The sequence below is a fragment of the Bradyrhizobium zhengyangense genome, assembly GCF_022012435.1.
Taxonomy (GTDB): Bacteria; Pseudomonadota; Alphaproteobacteria; order Rhizobiales; family Xanthobacteraceae; genus Bradyrhizobium; species Bradyrhizobium zhengyangense.
Window position 1 is genome coordinate 1 of the sequence record NZ_JAKLUA010000043.1, and the last position, 16,815, is coordinate 16,815.

At 55.3% G+C, this 16,815-nt stretch carries 13 protein-coding genes and 1 pseudogene; 7 read left to right on the top strand and 7 right to left on the bottom strand.

Annotated features, from left to right (window positions below; all coding sequences use genetic code 11):
- A pseudogene (locus L6637_RS41150) lies at positions 1–611 on the top strand (IS630 family transposase); the annotation flags it as partial.
- Positions 612–934: 323 nt separating this feature from the next.
- Here L6637_RS41150 and L6637_RS41155 read toward each other — a convergent pair.
- The 3 genes from L6637_RS41155 to L6637_RS41165 form a co-directional block, all read right to left on the bottom strand.
- Positions 935–1,639 (bottom strand): PEP-CTERM sorting domain-containing protein, encoded by a 705-nt coding sequence (locus L6637_RS41155; protein WP_237874310.1) that lies wholly within the window; start codon positions 1,637–1,639, stop codon positions 935–937.
- A gap of 340 nt (positions 1,640–1,979) precedes the next feature.
- On the bottom strand, positions 1,980–2,789 hold the full coding sequence (locus tag L6637_RS41160) for a CpsD/CapB family tyrosine-protein kinase (protein ID WP_237874312.1): 810 nt from the start codon (positions 2,787–2,789) through the stop codon (positions 1,980–1,982).
- Between the two features lie 10 nt (positions 2,790–2,799).
- On the bottom strand, positions 2,800–4,200 hold the full coding sequence (locus tag L6637_RS41165; protein ID WP_237874313.1) for a GumC family protein: 1,401 nt from the start codon (positions 4,198–4,200) through the stop codon (positions 2,800–2,802).
- A gap of 263 nt (positions 4,201–4,463) precedes the next feature.
- Between L6637_RS41165 and L6637_RS41170 the strand changes: the two genes are divergently transcribed.
- The 3 genes from L6637_RS41170 (at position 4,464) to L6637_RS41180 (ending at position 7,290) form a co-directional block, all read left to right on the top strand.
- Positions 4,464–5,300 carry an ExeA family protein gene (locus L6637_RS41170; RefSeq protein ID WP_237874314.1) on the top strand — a complete coding sequence of 279 codons (837 nt, stop codon included), beginning with the start codon at positions 4,464–4,466 and terminating at the stop codon, positions 5,298–5,300.
- A gap of 125 nt (positions 5,301–5,425) precedes the next feature.
- Positions 5,426–6,013, top strand: a complete 588-nt coding sequence (locus L6637_RS41175; protein ID WP_237874315.1) for a polysaccharide biosynthesis/export family protein — start codon at positions 5,426–5,428, stop codon at positions 6,011–6,013.
- 35 nt (positions 6,014–6,048) lie between these two features.
- Positions 6,049–7,290, top strand: a complete 1,242-nt coding sequence (locus tag L6637_RS41180) for a porin family protein (RefSeq protein ID WP_237874316.1) — start codon at positions 6,049–6,051, stop codon at positions 7,288–7,290.
- On the opposite strand, the gene L6637_RS41185 is transcribed toward L6637_RS41180, so the two are convergent.
- The 3 genes from L6637_RS41185 to L6637_RS41195 all read right to left on the bottom strand — a co-directional run bounded on the left by L6637_RS41185 (position 7,287) and on the right by L6637_RS41195 (position 12,103).
- The gene (locus L6637_RS41185; protein WP_237874317.1) at positions 7,287–9,686 is read right to left on the bottom strand and encodes a tetratricopeptide repeat protein; all 2,400 of its coding nucleotides are present in this window, start codon (positions 9,684–9,686) and stop codon (positions 7,287–7,289) included. The two genes, L6637_RS41180 and L6637_RS41185, sit on opposite strands and share 4 nt — an antisense overlap.
- A gap of 51 nt (positions 9,687–9,737) precedes the next feature.
- Positions 9,738–10,850, bottom strand: coding sequence for a WecB/TagA/CpsF family glycosyltransferase (locus L6637_RS41190; protein WP_237874318.1), 1,113 nt, complete (start codon positions 10,848–10,850; stop codon positions 9,738–9,740).
- Positions 10,851–11,203: 353 nt separating this feature from the next.
- Positions 11,204–12,103, bottom strand: a complete 900-nt coding sequence (locus L6637_RS41195; protein ID WP_237874320.1) for a class I SAM-dependent methyltransferase — start codon at positions 12,101–12,103, stop codon at positions 11,204–11,206.
- Positions 12,104–12,845: 742 nt separating this feature from the next.
- Here L6637_RS41195 and L6637_RS41200 point away from each other — a divergent pair.
- The 3 genes from L6637_RS41200 (at position 12,846) to L6637_RS41210 (ending at position 16,406) form a co-directional block, all read left to right on the top strand.
- The gene (locus L6637_RS41200) at positions 12,846–14,078 is read left to right on the top strand and encodes a glycosyltransferase (protein WP_237874321.1); all 1,233 of its coding nucleotides are present in this window, start codon (positions 12,846–12,848) and stop codon (positions 14,076–14,078) included.
- 22 nt (positions 14,079–14,100) lie between these two features.
- Positions 14,101–15,285: an acyltransferase family protein gene (locus L6637_RS41205; protein WP_237874322.1), complete on the top strand. Its 1,185-nt coding sequence runs from the start codon at positions 14,101–14,103 to the stop codon at positions 15,283–15,285.
- Positions 15,286–15,422: 137 nt separating this feature from the next.
- Positions 15,423–16,406, top strand: coding sequence for a glycosyltransferase family 2 protein (locus L6637_RS41210; protein ID WP_237874323.1), 984 nt, complete (start codon positions 15,423–15,425; stop codon positions 16,404–16,406).
- 133 nt (positions 16,407–16,539) lie between these two features.
- On the opposite strand, the gene L6637_RS41215 is transcribed toward L6637_RS41210, so the two are convergent.
- Positions 16,540–16,815 (bottom strand): hypothetical protein (locus L6637_RS41215; RefSeq protein WP_237874324.1); only part of this gene is annotated, 276 nt, incomplete at its 5' end.

The window sequence follows — 16,815 nt, forward strand, 5'->3', positions numbered from 1 at the left end:
AAAAAAACACTGTTCGCCCTCGAACAGGCTCGCGCCGACGTCTCTCGTAGGCGCCAGCGTTGGCGATCCTGGCAGGCCGGGCTCGATCCGGGCCGGCTCGTCTTCATCGATGAGACCTGGATCAAGACCAACATGCTCCTTTGCGAGGCTGGGGACCCAAAGGGGCGCGCCTGCGCGGCTTCGCCCCGCACGGTCACTGGCGTACCCTCACATTCCTCGGCGCGCTCCGACATGACCAACTCACGGCACCCTGCGTCTTCGACGGCCCGATCAACGGTGATTGCTTCCGCGGTTACGTGAAGCACATTCTCCTGCCAACCCTGCGCGAGGGCGATATCGTCATTCTCGACAATCTCGGAAGCCACAAGTCGAAAGCCGTCAGGCAGATGATCAAGGCTGCCGGAGCCAGGCTCTGGTACCTGCCGCCATACTCGCCCGACCTCAACCCGATCGAACGGGCCTTCTCCAAGATCAAGCACTGGATGCGGCAAGCCCAGAAGCGCACCATCGAGGACACTTGGCGCCACATCGGTCACCTCGTCCACGACATCCAGCCTCGTGAATGCGCAAACTACTTTGCTAACGCCGGTTATGCTTCAGTCAAAACGTGAAACGCTCTAGGCTTCTTCGGTCGCATCGCCACCTCCGATGCGAGGACGGAATCATGACTGGCGATTCGATGGAATCCTGAAAATGAAATTGCAGGGTTCCGATGCTCGAAGCGTCAAAACCCTGCAATCCCAAAACAGTCCACAACGACAAATGCGATTCCTGCTCAATCGCTTAGCCGCTCTTCACGGACGACTAAATTGATTAAGGTCTAAGCGTAGCCCATGCAATTGTCACAGCGCCCACCAAACGCATGTCCGGAGTGCTGGCGCAAACAAAGAGACCGCCCGAAGGCGGTCTCGCTGTCTCGGAAACCATGATGAGACTAGACGGCGCCGAGCGTGAGCTGGTCCTTGCGACGATACGCTAGGAAACCGAGCCCGAAGAAGCCGAGGATCATCATCGCCCATGTGGAGGGTTCGGGCACCGCGCCCACCGAAGAGAAGTTGAAATGTCCCTGGGCTTGGGCAACCTCGAAATTGTCTCCGGTATCCCTGCCAAAGGGATCGCCACCTTGTAACACGTAGTTGTCGAGCGAGACCCCGAACGGATTCGTCGCAAATACGCCAGAGTGGATGTTTGAATCGGCGACGCTCAACAAAGCTGATTGTCCATTGAACAGTCCGTTGAGGGTAATAATGACGCCGGTTTGCGGCACGCTATTAAAAGCGCCGTTAAATCCGCCAACGTTGCTCGATTCGTTGCCAATTGCGAAACTTACAGCCTGACCTGCAGCCAATGTGAGTCCGAGGAAAGTGCTGGATAAATCTCCCCCGAAATTGGAAACGGCGGTGGTACTGATGGTACCAACGAACGTCGTGGAACCATTATTTCTGACCTCTACGAAGCCGGTATCGGGGCTCGGGGTGCCACCACCCACGAATGTCGATCCGCCGAATGGGTTAGAGAATCCGTAGCCGGTGAAGACGTCAACGTTATAAGATGCCGCTTGCGCCCCGCAGCTGTAGCATATCAAGCCAATCGCAACGGGGAGCTGGAGGGCCCTCTTAAACAGTAGATTGAATTGCATTGCTTCCTCCACTGTTAATAGTTTATTTAAAATAAAAACACATATAGTAAAAAGGAACTTACCAAAAAGTCAAGGGGACAGTTGTATCTGCAAACTTTGCGGGCCGCCGGCAGCTTACGATCATCGCCGGTGCCGCAACACGGATGCCGAAGCCGTCCCAATTTAAAAGATCCCGATTTGAACAGGTCTTATCCTGGGATTCCAAGCGCAACTTTTACCGCGAGTGCTAGCTGACAATCGATCCGAGCAGACGGGGGTTCAACTGGCGCTGCAGGGTGGGCTTCAAGGCGACTGCTCGAACAAACTTCCGTCGAGGGTCAGCGCGCCTTGGCGGAGGGTTCTAATAATAGCCGTAGCCGTAATAACCCTCGGCCGCCACGGCGGTTTTGTTGACTACCACGCGGACGACGGGCGTTCGCTGCAGGTGCTTTTGGCACTCCTTGATGTCCGCAACCGAGGTGCTTCCGACAGCTGCAATCAAGAGAACCGCATCCATACGAGGCAGGATGGAAATAACATCATCGCCGAGCAGCATCGGTGGCAAGTCGAAGATCACCGTGCGGGACCTGAAATCCCGTTTGATCCGCTCGAGCAGCGTCGCCATAGTCTGCGAGGCCATCCACTCCGATGAGTTGTGAGATGTTGTCGATCCCGGCAGAACGAGCATCTTGGTTGGGCCAATCGCGGTTTGCACGATAGCCGACGACAGAGCACCCTGCCCCTCAAGCACGTCGGTGACGCCATGCTCGGGCTTGAAACCAAAATAAGTCGCAAGCGTCGGTTTACGCAGATCAAGGTCGACAAGAAGGACCGAGCGCTCAGGAAGTCTCGCGATGCTCATGGCGAGATTACAAGCCGTCACCGTCTTGCCGCATCCTGGCGTCGGAGATGTGACCGCGAGGAACTGCCAGCCCTTCTTGTCCATCTCCTGTAGAACTTGCGTTCTGAGCATATCGTAGTAGCGCCCGGGCTGTCCGGAAATGCCCCCGTACGCAACAATACGATTTGTATCGAGATGAGCGGGATTAAGTCGGATCTCCCGGAGCGCATCGGGAGCGTTGCCCTGCGGCACAACGGAGTGGCCATCGACAATTCGAGCGCCATGTTCAGCTGATCGGGCCAACTCGACTGCGTGCTTGATCGAATCCACTTGCGAACTCCTAAAGGCGGAACAGGCCAACACGGGCCTTGGCAAACATGAGGTCGAGGGGCGGCAACACGAAATATGCGATCGCTGCCAGGCCGACCACAGCTGCAATGACCATGACAGAGGCAACTATAATGCGCCGCCGGTGACGGCGTGTCTCTGCGCCCGTTGTAATGTACGGGATCGAAACGATGAGCGGAAACTCGACAACGGAGAACATATCCGAGCTGCGACGAATGGCTTTGTCGGAAAACTCCATCAGAAATGTCAAGCCGGCACCCGCAGCGAACGCGAGAGCGAGAGCAAGGGCGGCAACCTTCGGACGATTGGGCTTGACTGGCTCCTGCGGCACCGTTGGCTGTTCAATCACCTCGAGCTTTTCGGACTGCTGATCCTTTTCAAGATTCTCGCCAAGGCGCGCTGCCATAAGTTTGGCGGTTGCGGTCTCTAGATTCTTTTGCAGGCCGTCCTGCTGGGCAGTAAGGGCCTCCAGGCTTGCCGCGAGAGCCGTAGGATCATTGCCGTTACTCGCGGCAGTGATGCTGCCGCCCGCCACTGGGGCCGCAGGCGTTGTTGCCGCCTTTTCCATCGCCTCGATCTGGCGCTTCAGCGACTGAATGGCAGGATGGCGCTCCGAGTAGAGTGCGCCTTTCTGGATCAGCTCAGCCTTGAGCTGCCCAAGCGTCCCCGCGGGTGCGTCGGGACCGGAAGCCAACGAAGACGGCCTTGCTTGCTGCACGAGTTTTAGCTGCGCGATTTTGGCGTCGAGGGCGACATTTTCGGTCTGAAGACGTTGGACTTCGCGCTCCAGGAACTTCGAAGTGTCGGTTGCGCGACTTGTACGGTCGCGCAAATCCTCATTGAGGATGCGCGTCATCAGTTCATTGGCCACACGCGTGGCCACAGCAGGATCGTTGTATAAAAACCCAACCGAAAACACGATGGTTGGGTTCTCTAGCGCAGCGCGGGTTCGCTGCTTGAAATCCAGGTGAAGATCGACCGGCTCGATCTTCGTACTCTTCTTCATGAGCTCGACGAGCTCAGTCGGAGACATCAATGTTCGCTTTTCGGGGAAAAGCTGGAACCTGTCCGCGATGGCAATCAGATTGTCGCGCGTCATGGTTCGCTGCTCGATCACCTGAATGCGCTCTTGAGCAGCATTGGTGACTGTCGGTTTGACGAGATCAGATGGGATCTGTTGGGTCTGAACCAGCACCTTCCCTTCCGACAGATAAGTCGCGGGCCAGAGAAGAGCTCCCGCAACGCCCGCCGAGGCGATCACCACGAACGGAAGAACGAAAAAAGGCCAGCGTCGCTTGAACACGCTCCAGTAGAAGCCGGGACGAAGGAGATAGCCGCGATCCTCCTGTTCGGGGGCTTGAAAATCATTATCGAAATCGAGCTTTTGCAGCATGGAGCCAAGCCTTCAATGAAGCGATGCGGCAGCAACACGCCCGAAATGCGATAAAGGCCCGCCACCAGTTAATTCTAGCATCAAATTCGAACGGAACTTACGAATTGTTGCCCCGCGGAAAGGAAATTTAAATTTTCCTTAACGGGTTCCCACCTTTGAACCTTTACAAGAGCGCGTTTACATAGCTCTCAAAATCTAGCCTGTGACCGGAGTACTCTTGGCTGATTGTGTTTATATTGACCGCAAGCGGTCAAGGGACATCGATGTACGAGGCATTCTATCACCTTCGGGAGAAGCCATTCTCAATTCTTCCCGATCCGGATCTCATCTACTGGGGCAAAATGCACTCCATGGCGTTCACGATGCTCGAATTCGGCGTCATGAACAATGCGGGGTTCACCGTGATTACTGGTGAAATCGGCTCGGGAAAGACTACCCTGGTGCGGCACCTTCTGAAGAAGGTGAACGCGGGAATCACCATCGGACTGATCTCAAATTCCCCGCAGGGGCGCCAAGAGCTCCTGCAATGGATTCTGATGTCTCTAAATCAACCGTTCGATGGGGATTATGCCAATCTTTTCAAGCGCTTCCAGGACTATCTATACGGCCAGTATGCTGGCGGGAGAAGAACGATCCTCATTATCGATGAGGCTCAAAATCTAGAACCGGAAGCATTGGAGCATCTCCGGATGCTGTCGAACATCAATGCGGATAAATTTCAGATCCTTCAGCTGATCCTGGTGGGACAGCCCCAGCTGCGCGATCTGCTGTTGATGCCGCAATTGCACCAATTCGCCCAGCGGATCTCTTCTGACTTCCACCTCAGACCACTCGACCGCTCGGAAGTTGCAAACTACATCAATTTTCGCCTTCAGGCCGTGGGTGCCCAACGGCAGCTCTTTAACGAGCAAGCTTGCTCGCTCATCGCGTCGGCGAGTGGAGGAATACCTCGTATTATCAATGTCTTATGCGATACATCGCTGGTCTATGGATTCGCCAATGATCAGGATCAGATTTCCGAACAACTGGTCCGGGACGTTATTGCAGACAAGCAACAGTACAGCATTTTTCCCGTCAGACAGTCGCCTGCCGTTCCCTAAGTAGCTGAAGCGCATTACTTTCCCCTCCGGACTCGGGGTTCGCCGCGACTCGATGAGATCGACCCATCCAGTGGGTAGAGGGCATCGCGACAGCTGGCTTTGTTTAACGGTTTTGGGGGATGGACATGCGGATTCTGCTCGTGTTGCTTTGTTTCGGTTGGCTAATTTCCGCTGCCGACGCCCAGACCCTCAAATCAGGAGATACGCTCTCGATCACCGTCCTGCAGGACCCGAAGCTTGACCGCACCGTGGTGGTGGATCCGCTGGGTGAGATCGCGTTTCCGCTCGCCGGCCACATCCGCGCGCGAGGTCTCACTCCCGTTGCTCTGGAAAATATCCTCAAGGCCAAGCTCAAGCCGAACTACAAGGATGACACACTGGACGTAACCGTTGCGATCGCGAACGCTCCGAAAGAAGAGGTGCCCGAAGAGGATCTCAAGCCCAAGGTCTTCGTCACCGGAGAGGTTCAAAGACCTGGTTCGTACGTCGTGCGCCAGCCAACCACGCTCATGCAGGCCATTGCTTTGGCTGGCGGGTTTGGACCTTATGCATCGAAAAAGCACATACAGGTTCGCAGGCGCGCGCCAGGAGGTGACGAAACGATCTTTGTGTTCAACTACCGCGCATATGAGGCCGGCGCCGACCTGGAAGGCAATATCACGCTACGGCGCGGCGACGTCATCGTGGTTCCCGAAAGAGGATTGTTCGACTGAAAACGCGTTAACTCTGGTCAGAGGCAGTACCTGCCGTGAAGAGAATTGCCGCCGCGGTTTCGGTATGCCTTGGCATAGTGCCGTCGTCGGCATTCGCGTTCGACTGGTCGATCAAGACGTCGGAAAGCGAAACGGTCGAAGTTAACAGCAATCAATTTCTCAAATCATATCAAGCAGGATCGCTCGGCTCCTACTCTACTCTAACGGCCAATGCCGAAGCCCGCACAGCCACTTCAAAATTCGACTTTGACGGAGATGGGACCTACAAGAAATACTGGGGCCCGGGCGCCGCAGGATTGGCTTCCGAGTATCTTAGTTATGGCTTTAAGGCTCGATACGAGCAAAGCGAAAAAACGAAGCTCGATCGCGAATTTATCGAATCCACTTGGCGTCAGCAAAGCACCGCGCTTGCGGTTTTGAATGACCTCGGTGTTGCTACCAATGTTCATGGATTTCTCGATCGCTTGACTGCGACCGGCGGGATCGATCGCGCGCCCACGAACCTCGACTTCGTAAGCCTCTTTGCCACATCGACGCGCACCAGCTACGAGCCATCTAGTGGTGGCCTGCCCTTCACCGACACCTTGGCACGAGGCTCCTGGCGCCACTCCTTTAGCCCCATTGTGGCAGTGAACCTCTCGTCAGAGGCCGAGTTGCTCGACTACGACAATGCCTTCAACTCGCGCGTCCAGATCTACCGCGAACAGGTCGGCGTGGACGCAACACTCTCGCCGCTTCTGTCTTTTCGGGCGAATGTCGGCCCGGCCTACCTCGTGACCGAGAATGGCGTGTCTACTTCGCCCTTCGGGGGCGCCGGAGCAACCGGCGCGGTTTCTAGTTCGGTTCTGGATTGGATTGGTGACGCGGTTCTCACCTACAAGATGATGAAAGACACGACACTGACATTCCTCGCGAGTCAGTCGGTCGGACCAAGCATAGTGGGATCACTCTTCAAACGAGATTCGCTGAGCGCGAACCTCATCTACACGATCAACAGCCACTCGAGCCTGTCGCTTTCGGCTAGCGGTAACAGGCAGATATCTACGACAACCACAGACTACGCATCTGCGTCAGCCACTTACAGCTACAACTTTACGCGCGAATGGCTTGGCCAATTCACGTATCGCTACCAACACCGCTTTGCCAGCACGGGACCGACGACGATCGAACCGCTGACAGGCATTCCAACCGTTTCAGGAACAGGCCCAGCGGATTCGCACAGCCTGCTCTTTGTCTTCACGCACAACTACGTGCTGCTACCGTCCGGGAGCTACTAACCGCTAGACTTCATCGCCGAACGAATACGTTCCTTTAGTGGCGTGCCGTCCGGCTCTAGATCAAATGCCTTCTTAAGCGCGATCCCCGCCTTGTCCGGTTCTCCTGCAGCCGCGTAGCTCATTCCGAGATGATATTGAACGGCAGCCAGATTCGGGCTCTTGGCGGCTGCGGTCTCCAGGGCAGAGATTGCACCCTTCAGATCGCCCTGTTTGTAACGAGCCCACCCCCAAGTGTCCTGGATTTGTGGCAGGCTGGAATACTTGAGCATCTCAGATAGCGAGAACGCACGATCGAGGCTTTCCTTGTCAGAACGATTGTCGAGAATCAAGCTGACGAGGTTATTGGCCGCGACCTGCGACGAGGGTTGCTCCTTGAGTATCGCTTCATACTCAGCCATTGCGCCTTCGGTATTGCCTTTCAAAATCTGGAGACTGCCGAGCGAAAGGCGCAGGTTCAGCTCTTTAGGCATTTCTTTCAGTCCCGACTGCAGCACCTTCTCGGCAGCGGCGTAGTTCTTGCTCCGCATATAGTATTCATTCAGCGCTGTGTAGCCGGCCACATCCTTCGGTTGCTTTGTCATGGCCTCGTTGAAGGCAGCGATGGCCTCATCATCCTTCTTCTGGGCTAGCTTCGCCTGTCCGAGCAGCACCAGGAGCATGGCATTGTCCGGAAACCGCTGATTCATATCCTGCAACAAGGCGGTTGCCTGGTCGGCACGCCCCTTGCGAATGTATGCAGAAGCGAGCGCGACTACCGGTTGGGCGGCCTCAGGCGCGAGCTTGTGCGCCTCTTCCAGCGCGGCAATGCTCCCATCATCTTTGTTTTGTCCCTCGAGAGCAGCGGCCTTGATCTCAGCTGCCAGCACTTGTCCTTCCTTGCTGCGCGGTAAGGAATCGGCAACAGAAAGCGCCCCGGCCCAGTTCTGACGGCTCAGTCGCACTTGAGCCAGCGACGACAAGACCTGAAGGTTATTCGGATTGCGGTTGCTCACCTGAACGAGGACGTCCTCTGCCCGCGCAGCATCGCCTCTTTTCTGCAGGTAAGCAACATATCGCAGAGCTACGTTTGGATTAAGATTCGAGGCTTTCAGCGCGTCGGCATACTGCCGATCAGCCAGCTCATTCTTTCCGCCTCGCTCGTAGGCAAGGCCCAGGAGCATCAGAAGCTCCGGAGACTTCGGTTGATCATTCAGTGCTTCGCGAAGATCTGCAATCGCAGCGTCGATCTGGCCCTTGTCCACGTTCATGGCGGCACGCAGGCGTAGTGCGCCACCGTTGCGCTTGTCTTTCGAAAGAATATCGGCGACGAGTGCCTGGGTCCCCTGCTGATCTCCTTGCGCGACAGTCATTTCTGCGAGCTTCAGCTCCGCAGCGATTTTCCTAGCCGAACTGTCAGCATTGTCCGCGAGATCTCTCAAACTCTTCGTCGCATCGCTGAAGCGCTTTTGGGCAAAATCAAGCTCGGCAAGAGCTATGCGGTAGTCGAAATTGTCGCTGGTCCCTTTAATGCGCGCATCGAGTTCCGCGCGGCCGGCGTCCGGCCCCCTGTATGCGGTCAGAAAGCGGACCAGGTCGAGCCCGACCTTGCTATCATTCGGAAGCGCCTGGGTCTTGGCCCGCAGCTCTTTCTCCGCATCGTCGAATTTGCGCTCGGCGATCAACAGCTGAATGAGCTGAGAACGATACGACTCCTCCTGAGGGTGGTCAGCAAGAATCTTTCGAATGATGTCTTCTGCCTTTGGCAGGTCTCCTTTCTTAGCGAGAATGTCCGCCCTCAAGAGGGAAATACGGAGTGAGTCGCCCGACGGGGATTCAGGTATGGAGTCCAGGAGTTTCAACGCGCCGTTGGCGTCGCCATCGGACATCTTCTTGGAAGCGAGCAGCAAGAGAGCGTCGGGATTCTTCGGATCAATTTCGAACGCCCTTTGCGCCTCCTTTACAGCGCCCGAGTTTTCCTTCGCTCTAAGAAGGATCAGCCCTCTCAAAGCGTGAAGTTCCGCGTTTGGCTTCTCGCCTTCATTGGCAGCGTCAAGTACCCGCTGCGCAGCCTCAGGCGCTCCACCCGCGAGCATAATACGGGCAAGCTTCAGCCGCGCATCAAGATCCTCCGGGTCGAGCTCGACAATCCGGCGCAAATCGAGAAAGAGCGAAGTGGATTTGGTCCGTTCGTCGATGCCGGCCAGAGCGCGCCAGACCTCTACTTTGTCGCTCTTGTACTTCACTGCAGCCAGCATTTCTTTGCGGGCCGCAAGGTCGTCTTTCTTTTCGATGAGCGCGATACCACGCTCATAATAGCTTTGGGCCTGCTGTTCGGGGGAGCCACATCCACCGAGCAGTGCAGTGAGAGCGATGCAGGCTGCAGCGCCGAGCAGGAAGCGGTGACGGAAGTTGGTCATAGGAAAACTCGGGACATGTGACGCGCGGTCAACGCCGCACACGCACGGCTATCATATATCAGCGGGCAGCAGATACTCGAAGCGGTTTAACCTAAACAGCCGTCGCAACCTTCGCGACACGCCAACGAATTGTAAGGTCCGCCCCCGACGCAGTATCGTCTTCCGCACCATCAAGAATAACCCGAAGAATCGGGGATCAATGATATCAGCGGCAGCAAGATCGACTTTGAGGTCCTTATCGGCCTCAAGCGCAACGCGAAATTGTTTCACGGCAGTCCCCGCATTCGCCTCGGTGGCCGCGCCCGCGAACCTGAGGGTCACAGAAGACAGATTTTCCTCGACCAGGACCGACAAGGAACCACCTTGACGGCGCAAACGCGCCACCCCAGGCAGCACGGAGGTCACTAGCAACCGAAGAAGCGTGACTCCGTCGCTTAAGTACCGGCGCCAAAGATAGGGCTCCTCCTTTATGCGCCAGAGCCACTCGAACCCCGTACTCCTGAGTAGAGGCGGTGCCCGCCTGACGGTGCCCGCCTCAAAGTTGATCGTCGCCCCGAACTGAGCTCTAAGTGGAGGACTCAAGCTCGCGTGATTGTGAATAAGCCAGCTCTGCGCCTTTTCTGCTCCAAGAAAGACGGCCAAGAGATCGGCCTGGCTTGCATTGATTGCGCCAATGATCTGAGGTGAGCTCATCTCCTCGACCGTGCCGAATCCTGGATTGAGGGCACCAACACATTCCATCCCGCCGTTAGCCCAGTTAAGTTTCGCACCCACCCGTTCAACTAGGTCGCCATTTCCCCCGAAAAGGAAAACCCGCAACCGCCGACCAGTATCTCGCCTCGATTTCAGGCGGCCAAACAGGTCGCTTCCGGCAAGCCTTTCAAGGATCGGAATTCGCAACAGCTTAGCAATCCAAATCAAGGGCATGCCGTCGATAAGGCAGAGGTCGCTCGCCAAAATGCTCTCGCGGAACGCTGCATTGCTTTGGCTCTTCACGAGGAAATTCACATTTGGCGTGGAGATCAAGAACGGCCAGCTTGCGTCGGCAGCCTCGATCATCGTCCTGAGCAGAGTGGGAAAATCAATCGCGTCAACCGGAACTCCCATTAAACCATAGACCCGTCGGGCAAGGTCATCATGATCCGCGGCTGAAGCAGCGTTCAATTCTCCTGTGTCCGCAGGTATTTCCGCGCGAATTGTTCGCAAGCTATTTAACACAAAAGCCCCGCGAATTGAGACCGGCAGCCCATGCCAGCGGCTGGTAAAATGGTATTAACAACGGCAACAGAGCTACCATGGCAGGCTCCGCAGGTAAAATCTATTTAATTCATTTGATTAACGGACTAAAGGCAAAGTTCCTTCGCGGGAAAGCTCGGGCGCGTTCATTTAGTTGCTCCGAACGGACCAAAGCTCCCCTCCAAGCGACAGTGCCGCTTCCTCGAGGCCTCATTGTGCATGCGACAAATGACCATGCAGGCTCTAAGCTCTGCAACGGCGCCGCCGCCGCAAGGCTCCAACTAAGCGACCACGAACTCTGTCAGGATAGCTTCACCTTGTTTCATGCTATCACTGCGAGTTGCATACCACTTGGCGATGCCGCGCAAGGCGCCAGTTCCGAGGGATAGCCTTCGCGGTACCTTCCAGTGATGGCGGAGGTACTGTCCGATGGAATGCTCAACAATAAAGGGGATCGATTCCGTTTCCTGTCTTCTAACTAAGAGGCCCGCGAGCTCGCCGGCCCGCGCCATACTCTCGGGACTGAAGTGCATCAAATGATATGGCAGGTCCGAACTGTGCCACCGCCCATTGAGTGATTTGCTGATCGGATATGCTGCGTTAGGAACGCCGATCCAAATCATCCCGTCAGGCGCGAGGAGTGAGCGCATGGCGGACAGCGTCGCGACCGGATCTGGAACGTGCTCAATGACGTGGCTAGACGTAATGACATCGAACCTTTTGTCAGTCTGTTTCGCGAAATCCTCGACCGTTCCGCAAAAGACGTTCAGTCCCTGTTGGGAAGCAACGGAAGCGGCATATTTACTGGGCTCCACCCCTTGCTCGACTGCACCGAGTCTCTTAGCGATACGCAAAAAGTATCCAGCACCGCAGCCTACGTCTAAGAGCCGTTTTCCGGTAGGAATCGAAATATGGCGAAGCTTGCCGGTCCGCTGGGCCTCAGCGACCGCCGAGTCGTCGCTCTCTCTTGAGCCGTGATTGGGGTCATAGGGATCGTAGCCGTTGTTATAGTAAGGTTGGAGTTCGTCCCACGAGGGTTGGGGATTCATAAACTGATGACCGCAATCCGCGCACTTAAACACGCGCCAGAGTATTTTATCCTGACCGCGCGTGGTCGGCGCTTCAAACGAAAACGTGATATGGTTGGATGAGCAGATGGGACAAGCGGTGAGCTGCTTCAATTTGGCGTTCCTCAAAAGATCTTTGGCGACATCAACTGGAACCGCTCTACCGACCGCACGCAACTGGTTGTCAAACACACCAAGGCCGATAGCTGATTTGCGATCGATTTCGAGGACTCCGGCTGTTAAATGGCAGTGTCGGTTTCATCACCGATAGCTCGATCCAATGACAATCTGACTGCCATTTACCTCTTCAAGGTCTCTCTAAGTTCTTCCATTTTCTTTTTTTGCATAAGCTGGACATAGTGTCACACTAAAGAAATAGGGCCCCAAGAGCCGCCCTATCCCACTGACGATTAAGTGGAAGCTCCCCGACGGGGGTCCTCCCGCCCAATTCACTCGACAATCTCCCGTTAACGACCCTCCTGCGCTGGGCCGCTGGAAAAGTAGAAATGCGGCCTCTAGGATCTAAAATTTACTAAGCAAGCCGGTCACATTTCATGAACCATTGCCGTATTGCAAAATAGCTTTATGAAAATCGTAGCCAATGGCAACTCTATCATGACCAATAATGCGTGCTGATTACGAAGCTCAAGAATGCCATGATTGGATCAAATGCGGAAGAGCAACCAATTCGACGTTTCCCACGATCGAATCCGGTCACCCTTGTTTACGTCGATTTCAATTCAAACGCTTGTTCTATTGAGCGAGTGTGCCACCGATTTGCAACAGCGCTCCGACTGGAACTCTACACACCCTTCGCGGCCGGAGCATTGCCGCAACCGTGGCGGGAGGAGATCGAATGACAAGGGACCTAAGGCTTTTCGCTGCACTAGGCCCCGGCGACATCGTGGGAGCCGGACGCAATCGGCTGACCGGGAATGCGATCAATGAAACAAGCATCGCTTTTTCCGAGCAACTATTCGCATATTGTCGACATCACCAGATTCCGACACTCGCCATATCCTCGAACAGCCGGGTTGCTAGCCTTGACGACGGCCCTGTATTGACCGAGAATCGTCCAAAGCCCTTGAGAGGTCGAGCCGGACTCTTATTTCATGTCTCGCAAGTCTTGTATGGGACCTATCTTGCGGCACGTGCTCTGCAGTTTGGAGCCAATTTCGCGATCATTGACTCCGGGACTACACACTACTTCGTGCTGGTCCTATTTCGGCTCGTTGGCATCTCCGTTGCAGTCAATCTTCATAATGTGTTGTGGCCTTGCGGTCATCCCCCGACGGGCGTCGGGGCGCTCATCCGGAGGATGAACAAACTGTACTTTCGTTTTGCTGCAGTCGGCGCAATTGGCGTATCGCCCGAATGCGAGAGGCAGGTACTATCCGAGGCGGGTGGCGCCATTCCGTTTTTTCAATATCGCTGCCAGTATAATTCAAAGGGCTTTATCTCGGCCAAGCCTTATAATGCCGGTACATTTCGAATTGTATTTGCCGGCCGGGTGGAGGAAAATAAAGGAGTCTTGGACATCGTCGAGATCGCCAAGATTCTTCGAGGCGCGACCGCCAAAAAAATTGTTTTCGAGGTCTGCGGTGAGGGACCAGCCCTTTCAAAGCTTCAGGCAGCTATCGAGCGTGATAACCTCAATGAACTCGTTATCGCTCATGGCCGCCTTGAGCGCCAAGCCCTGCTAACCATCTACGCAAATTCCCACGCAGCGATTGTTCCAACTCGCAGCGACTTCGCCGAAGGCATGCCCCAAGTTTGCGCCGAGGCTGTATTATCGAATCTTCCTGTGATCACTAGCCAGGTCACAAATGCATTCGATGTGATCGACGGAGCTGTGGTTCGTGCAGAAACGAATGATGTCAGCAGCTATGCGCGTGCCGTCTTATTATTGATAGAGAAACCGGAATTGTATGGGCAGATTCAGGCTACATGCCCTCTGGTGTCGCGCCAATTTTTCGATCGTGATCAATCGTACCCATCGGCTCTGGATCGATTGTTGGCGGTGACGATGCCCCCGCAATCCGGCAACTGTGATTACGACAAGATCTTTGATGAGCTAATTAAGATTTGAGACAGAAAGCTACAGAAAGCTGATGAAAGTGGGCGTTTTTTCGCAGATTGTCCTGAAGACTTTTCTCCGTCGAAGCGTCCTATTCCATCCGCCGGTCGAACGCATTCCGGCTTTAGTCGCGTCGTTCAACTGTGGTCAGAAAATGCACTCGCGCATGGGTTACGAGAACAAGCCCGACTATTATCCCGCATTCGACTTGTTACGCATATCCTTGGCTCTGGCTGTGGCAATCGCGCATAGCGGAATCAACGTCTGGTACTACACTGGAGACTTTGCGGTCCAAGTCTTCTTTGCCCTGAGTGGATGGCTTATTGGCGGCATATTGCTGCGATCGGCACCTGCAGATCTTCCGCGGTTCTACTTTCACAGAGCAGCGAGGATTTGGATCCCCTATGCATTCGCAATCCTGCTGTTGGTATGTGTGAGCTTACTCAAGGATCGCATCACCCCAAAATGGTTTGAATTCGTCTTCTATGACGTCGCTTTCGTTTACAATTTCTTCGGCCCTCCGCAATTGCGGACGGCGGTGGCGCAAATGCCACTTGCGGGCACGGGAAATCATTTTTGGAGCATCTGCGCAGAAGAGCAGTTTTACCTCGTAGCGCCGCTTTTGATTACGATACTAGCGGGGGTTGGCCGATCAATTTGGTTCTGGTGTGCAGTATGCGCGATAGCACTAACGTGCCCTTGGTGGAATTATTTCGGCTCAATTTCGCTTGGGGTCCTAGCGGCCGTGGTCCGCACTCACATTGGTGACTGGCATTCAAGACGGTCAGCAATCACTGTTTTGACGATAACCGCAGCGACCTTATTCATTGCTACTTACACGGGTTTAGTCGCTTATCGCGTTGGAGCTCCTCTAACGTCGATAACCGCAATATTGCTCCTGGCACAACCCGGGCGCCTTTCCCGCCTGCTCGTCTTCCTTGGCGGAATTTCATTTCCTATGTACCTTAATCACTGGGTTGGGGCATTTGTCATTCATGCGGCCTTTTTTAGACTCGGCTTACCAACATCGATCTATTCTCAGCTGTTATCGGTCGCTTTCGGATTGATTCTGTCTTCGGCCCTCTACCTTTGCCTTGATCGAGTCGTAAGAAGGCATCGGGACGAATATTATACGGCCCAGCGCGGGATAGCGATCGCCATCTGGGGCGCAATAAGCGTTGCAGTCGGACTAGCTGCCGGCATTTGGCTCCTGCCTTAATCGTACAACGCTGTCGGAACCGGACGACCGGAACGGGGACCTGCTTAACGCTTAGAGCAAATACTTCCAAAGGCATCTTTTCTTTTTCGATCTGCACGATTAATGAGTCGTCCATCAATTGCCTATGGTGTCGCTCCGTGAAATTGCTGGTCGTCATTGTTAGCTATCGCGTCGCCCAGCTTGCAATCGATTGCCTGCACTCGGTTGCCAAGGAAATCGGCAGCGTTCCCGGCATACGTGTCGCGATCTGCGAGAACGGGTCAGGCGACGGGTCCGCCGAGGTGTTTCAACGCGAGATCGAAGATAATGGCTGGTCATCCTGGTGCACGCTGAAGGTGCTTGATGTCAATCTGGGTTTTACCGGCGGAAACAATGCGATTCTGCGCCCTGCGCTGGAAGCGACCGACAAGCCGCAATATTTCCTGTTGCTCAATTCCGATACGATCGTCCGTCCAAACTCGCTGAAGGCACTCGTCGATTTCATGGACAACAATCCAAAAGTCGGCATTGCTGGCAGCCGCCTTGAGGATCCCGATGGCACGCCCCAACGGTCTGCGTTCCGCTTCCAAACTCCGCTCGGAGAGTTCGAAGGCAACCTTAAGCTTGAACTAGTCACCAAGCTGTTGAGCCGCTGGGTGGTGGCGCCGCCCGTAGTGGATTATGCCTTCGAGACGGAGTGGGTCTCCGGCGCCAGCATGATCATCCGGCGAGAGACGATGGAAACGACGGGATTACTCGATGAAGGCTACTACACTTATTTCGACGACATCGACTACTGCTTCAACGCGAAGAAGCGTGGCTGGCCAACCTGGTACGTTCCATCGAGCCATGTGGTCCATCTCGTTGGGCAGTCGACCGGCGTAAACAACAAGCCGAAGCGGTTGCCGTCCTATCTGCTGGAAGCTCGTAGACGCCACTTCTTGAAGAACTATGGCGCGTTGTACGCGGCCATGGTCGACATTTGCAGAATCGCAGGCCTCTCACTCTGGCGCTTGCGGGTTATTCTCACCGGAAAGGAAGACACAACCCCCCCGCAGCTTCTTTCAGATTCAATTAGGCACAGCGTGTTCTTAAAAGGGTTCAAGGTAACCGACGTCCAGAATCCGGCGCTGCCCTCATAACGGTGCGATCCGGCACTGCTTGACTGCTTGTGACCCGTTCCCTAGGCCATCGCGCCGGCCGCGGTGCTCCGTCGCACGAACGAGAGCCGCTCTGACGGCTAACGATGAAAGCCCTAGCAGGGTGTTGAAGAACTCAGCCGCGTTCGCAAACGAAGGCTGAATCGTCGCCATTGTGGATGTAGAAGTGGCCGACGAGCCTGCCCGCAGTGCCGATGGTAGGCCATCCGCGACCGCAGGACGGGTCATCTTCGTCGTGCCCTTGCCATGAGAACTCGGCGCAGGCCGATCCGTCGCGGGTGCCGTACCGGACGTCGAGAAAGCCTTTCAGCACACCGAAGGCGATTTCACCGTCGGACTTGCCTTCGAAGGTGAGATGCGCCTCTTCGACGAGGTCGAGGAAGTCGCTGTC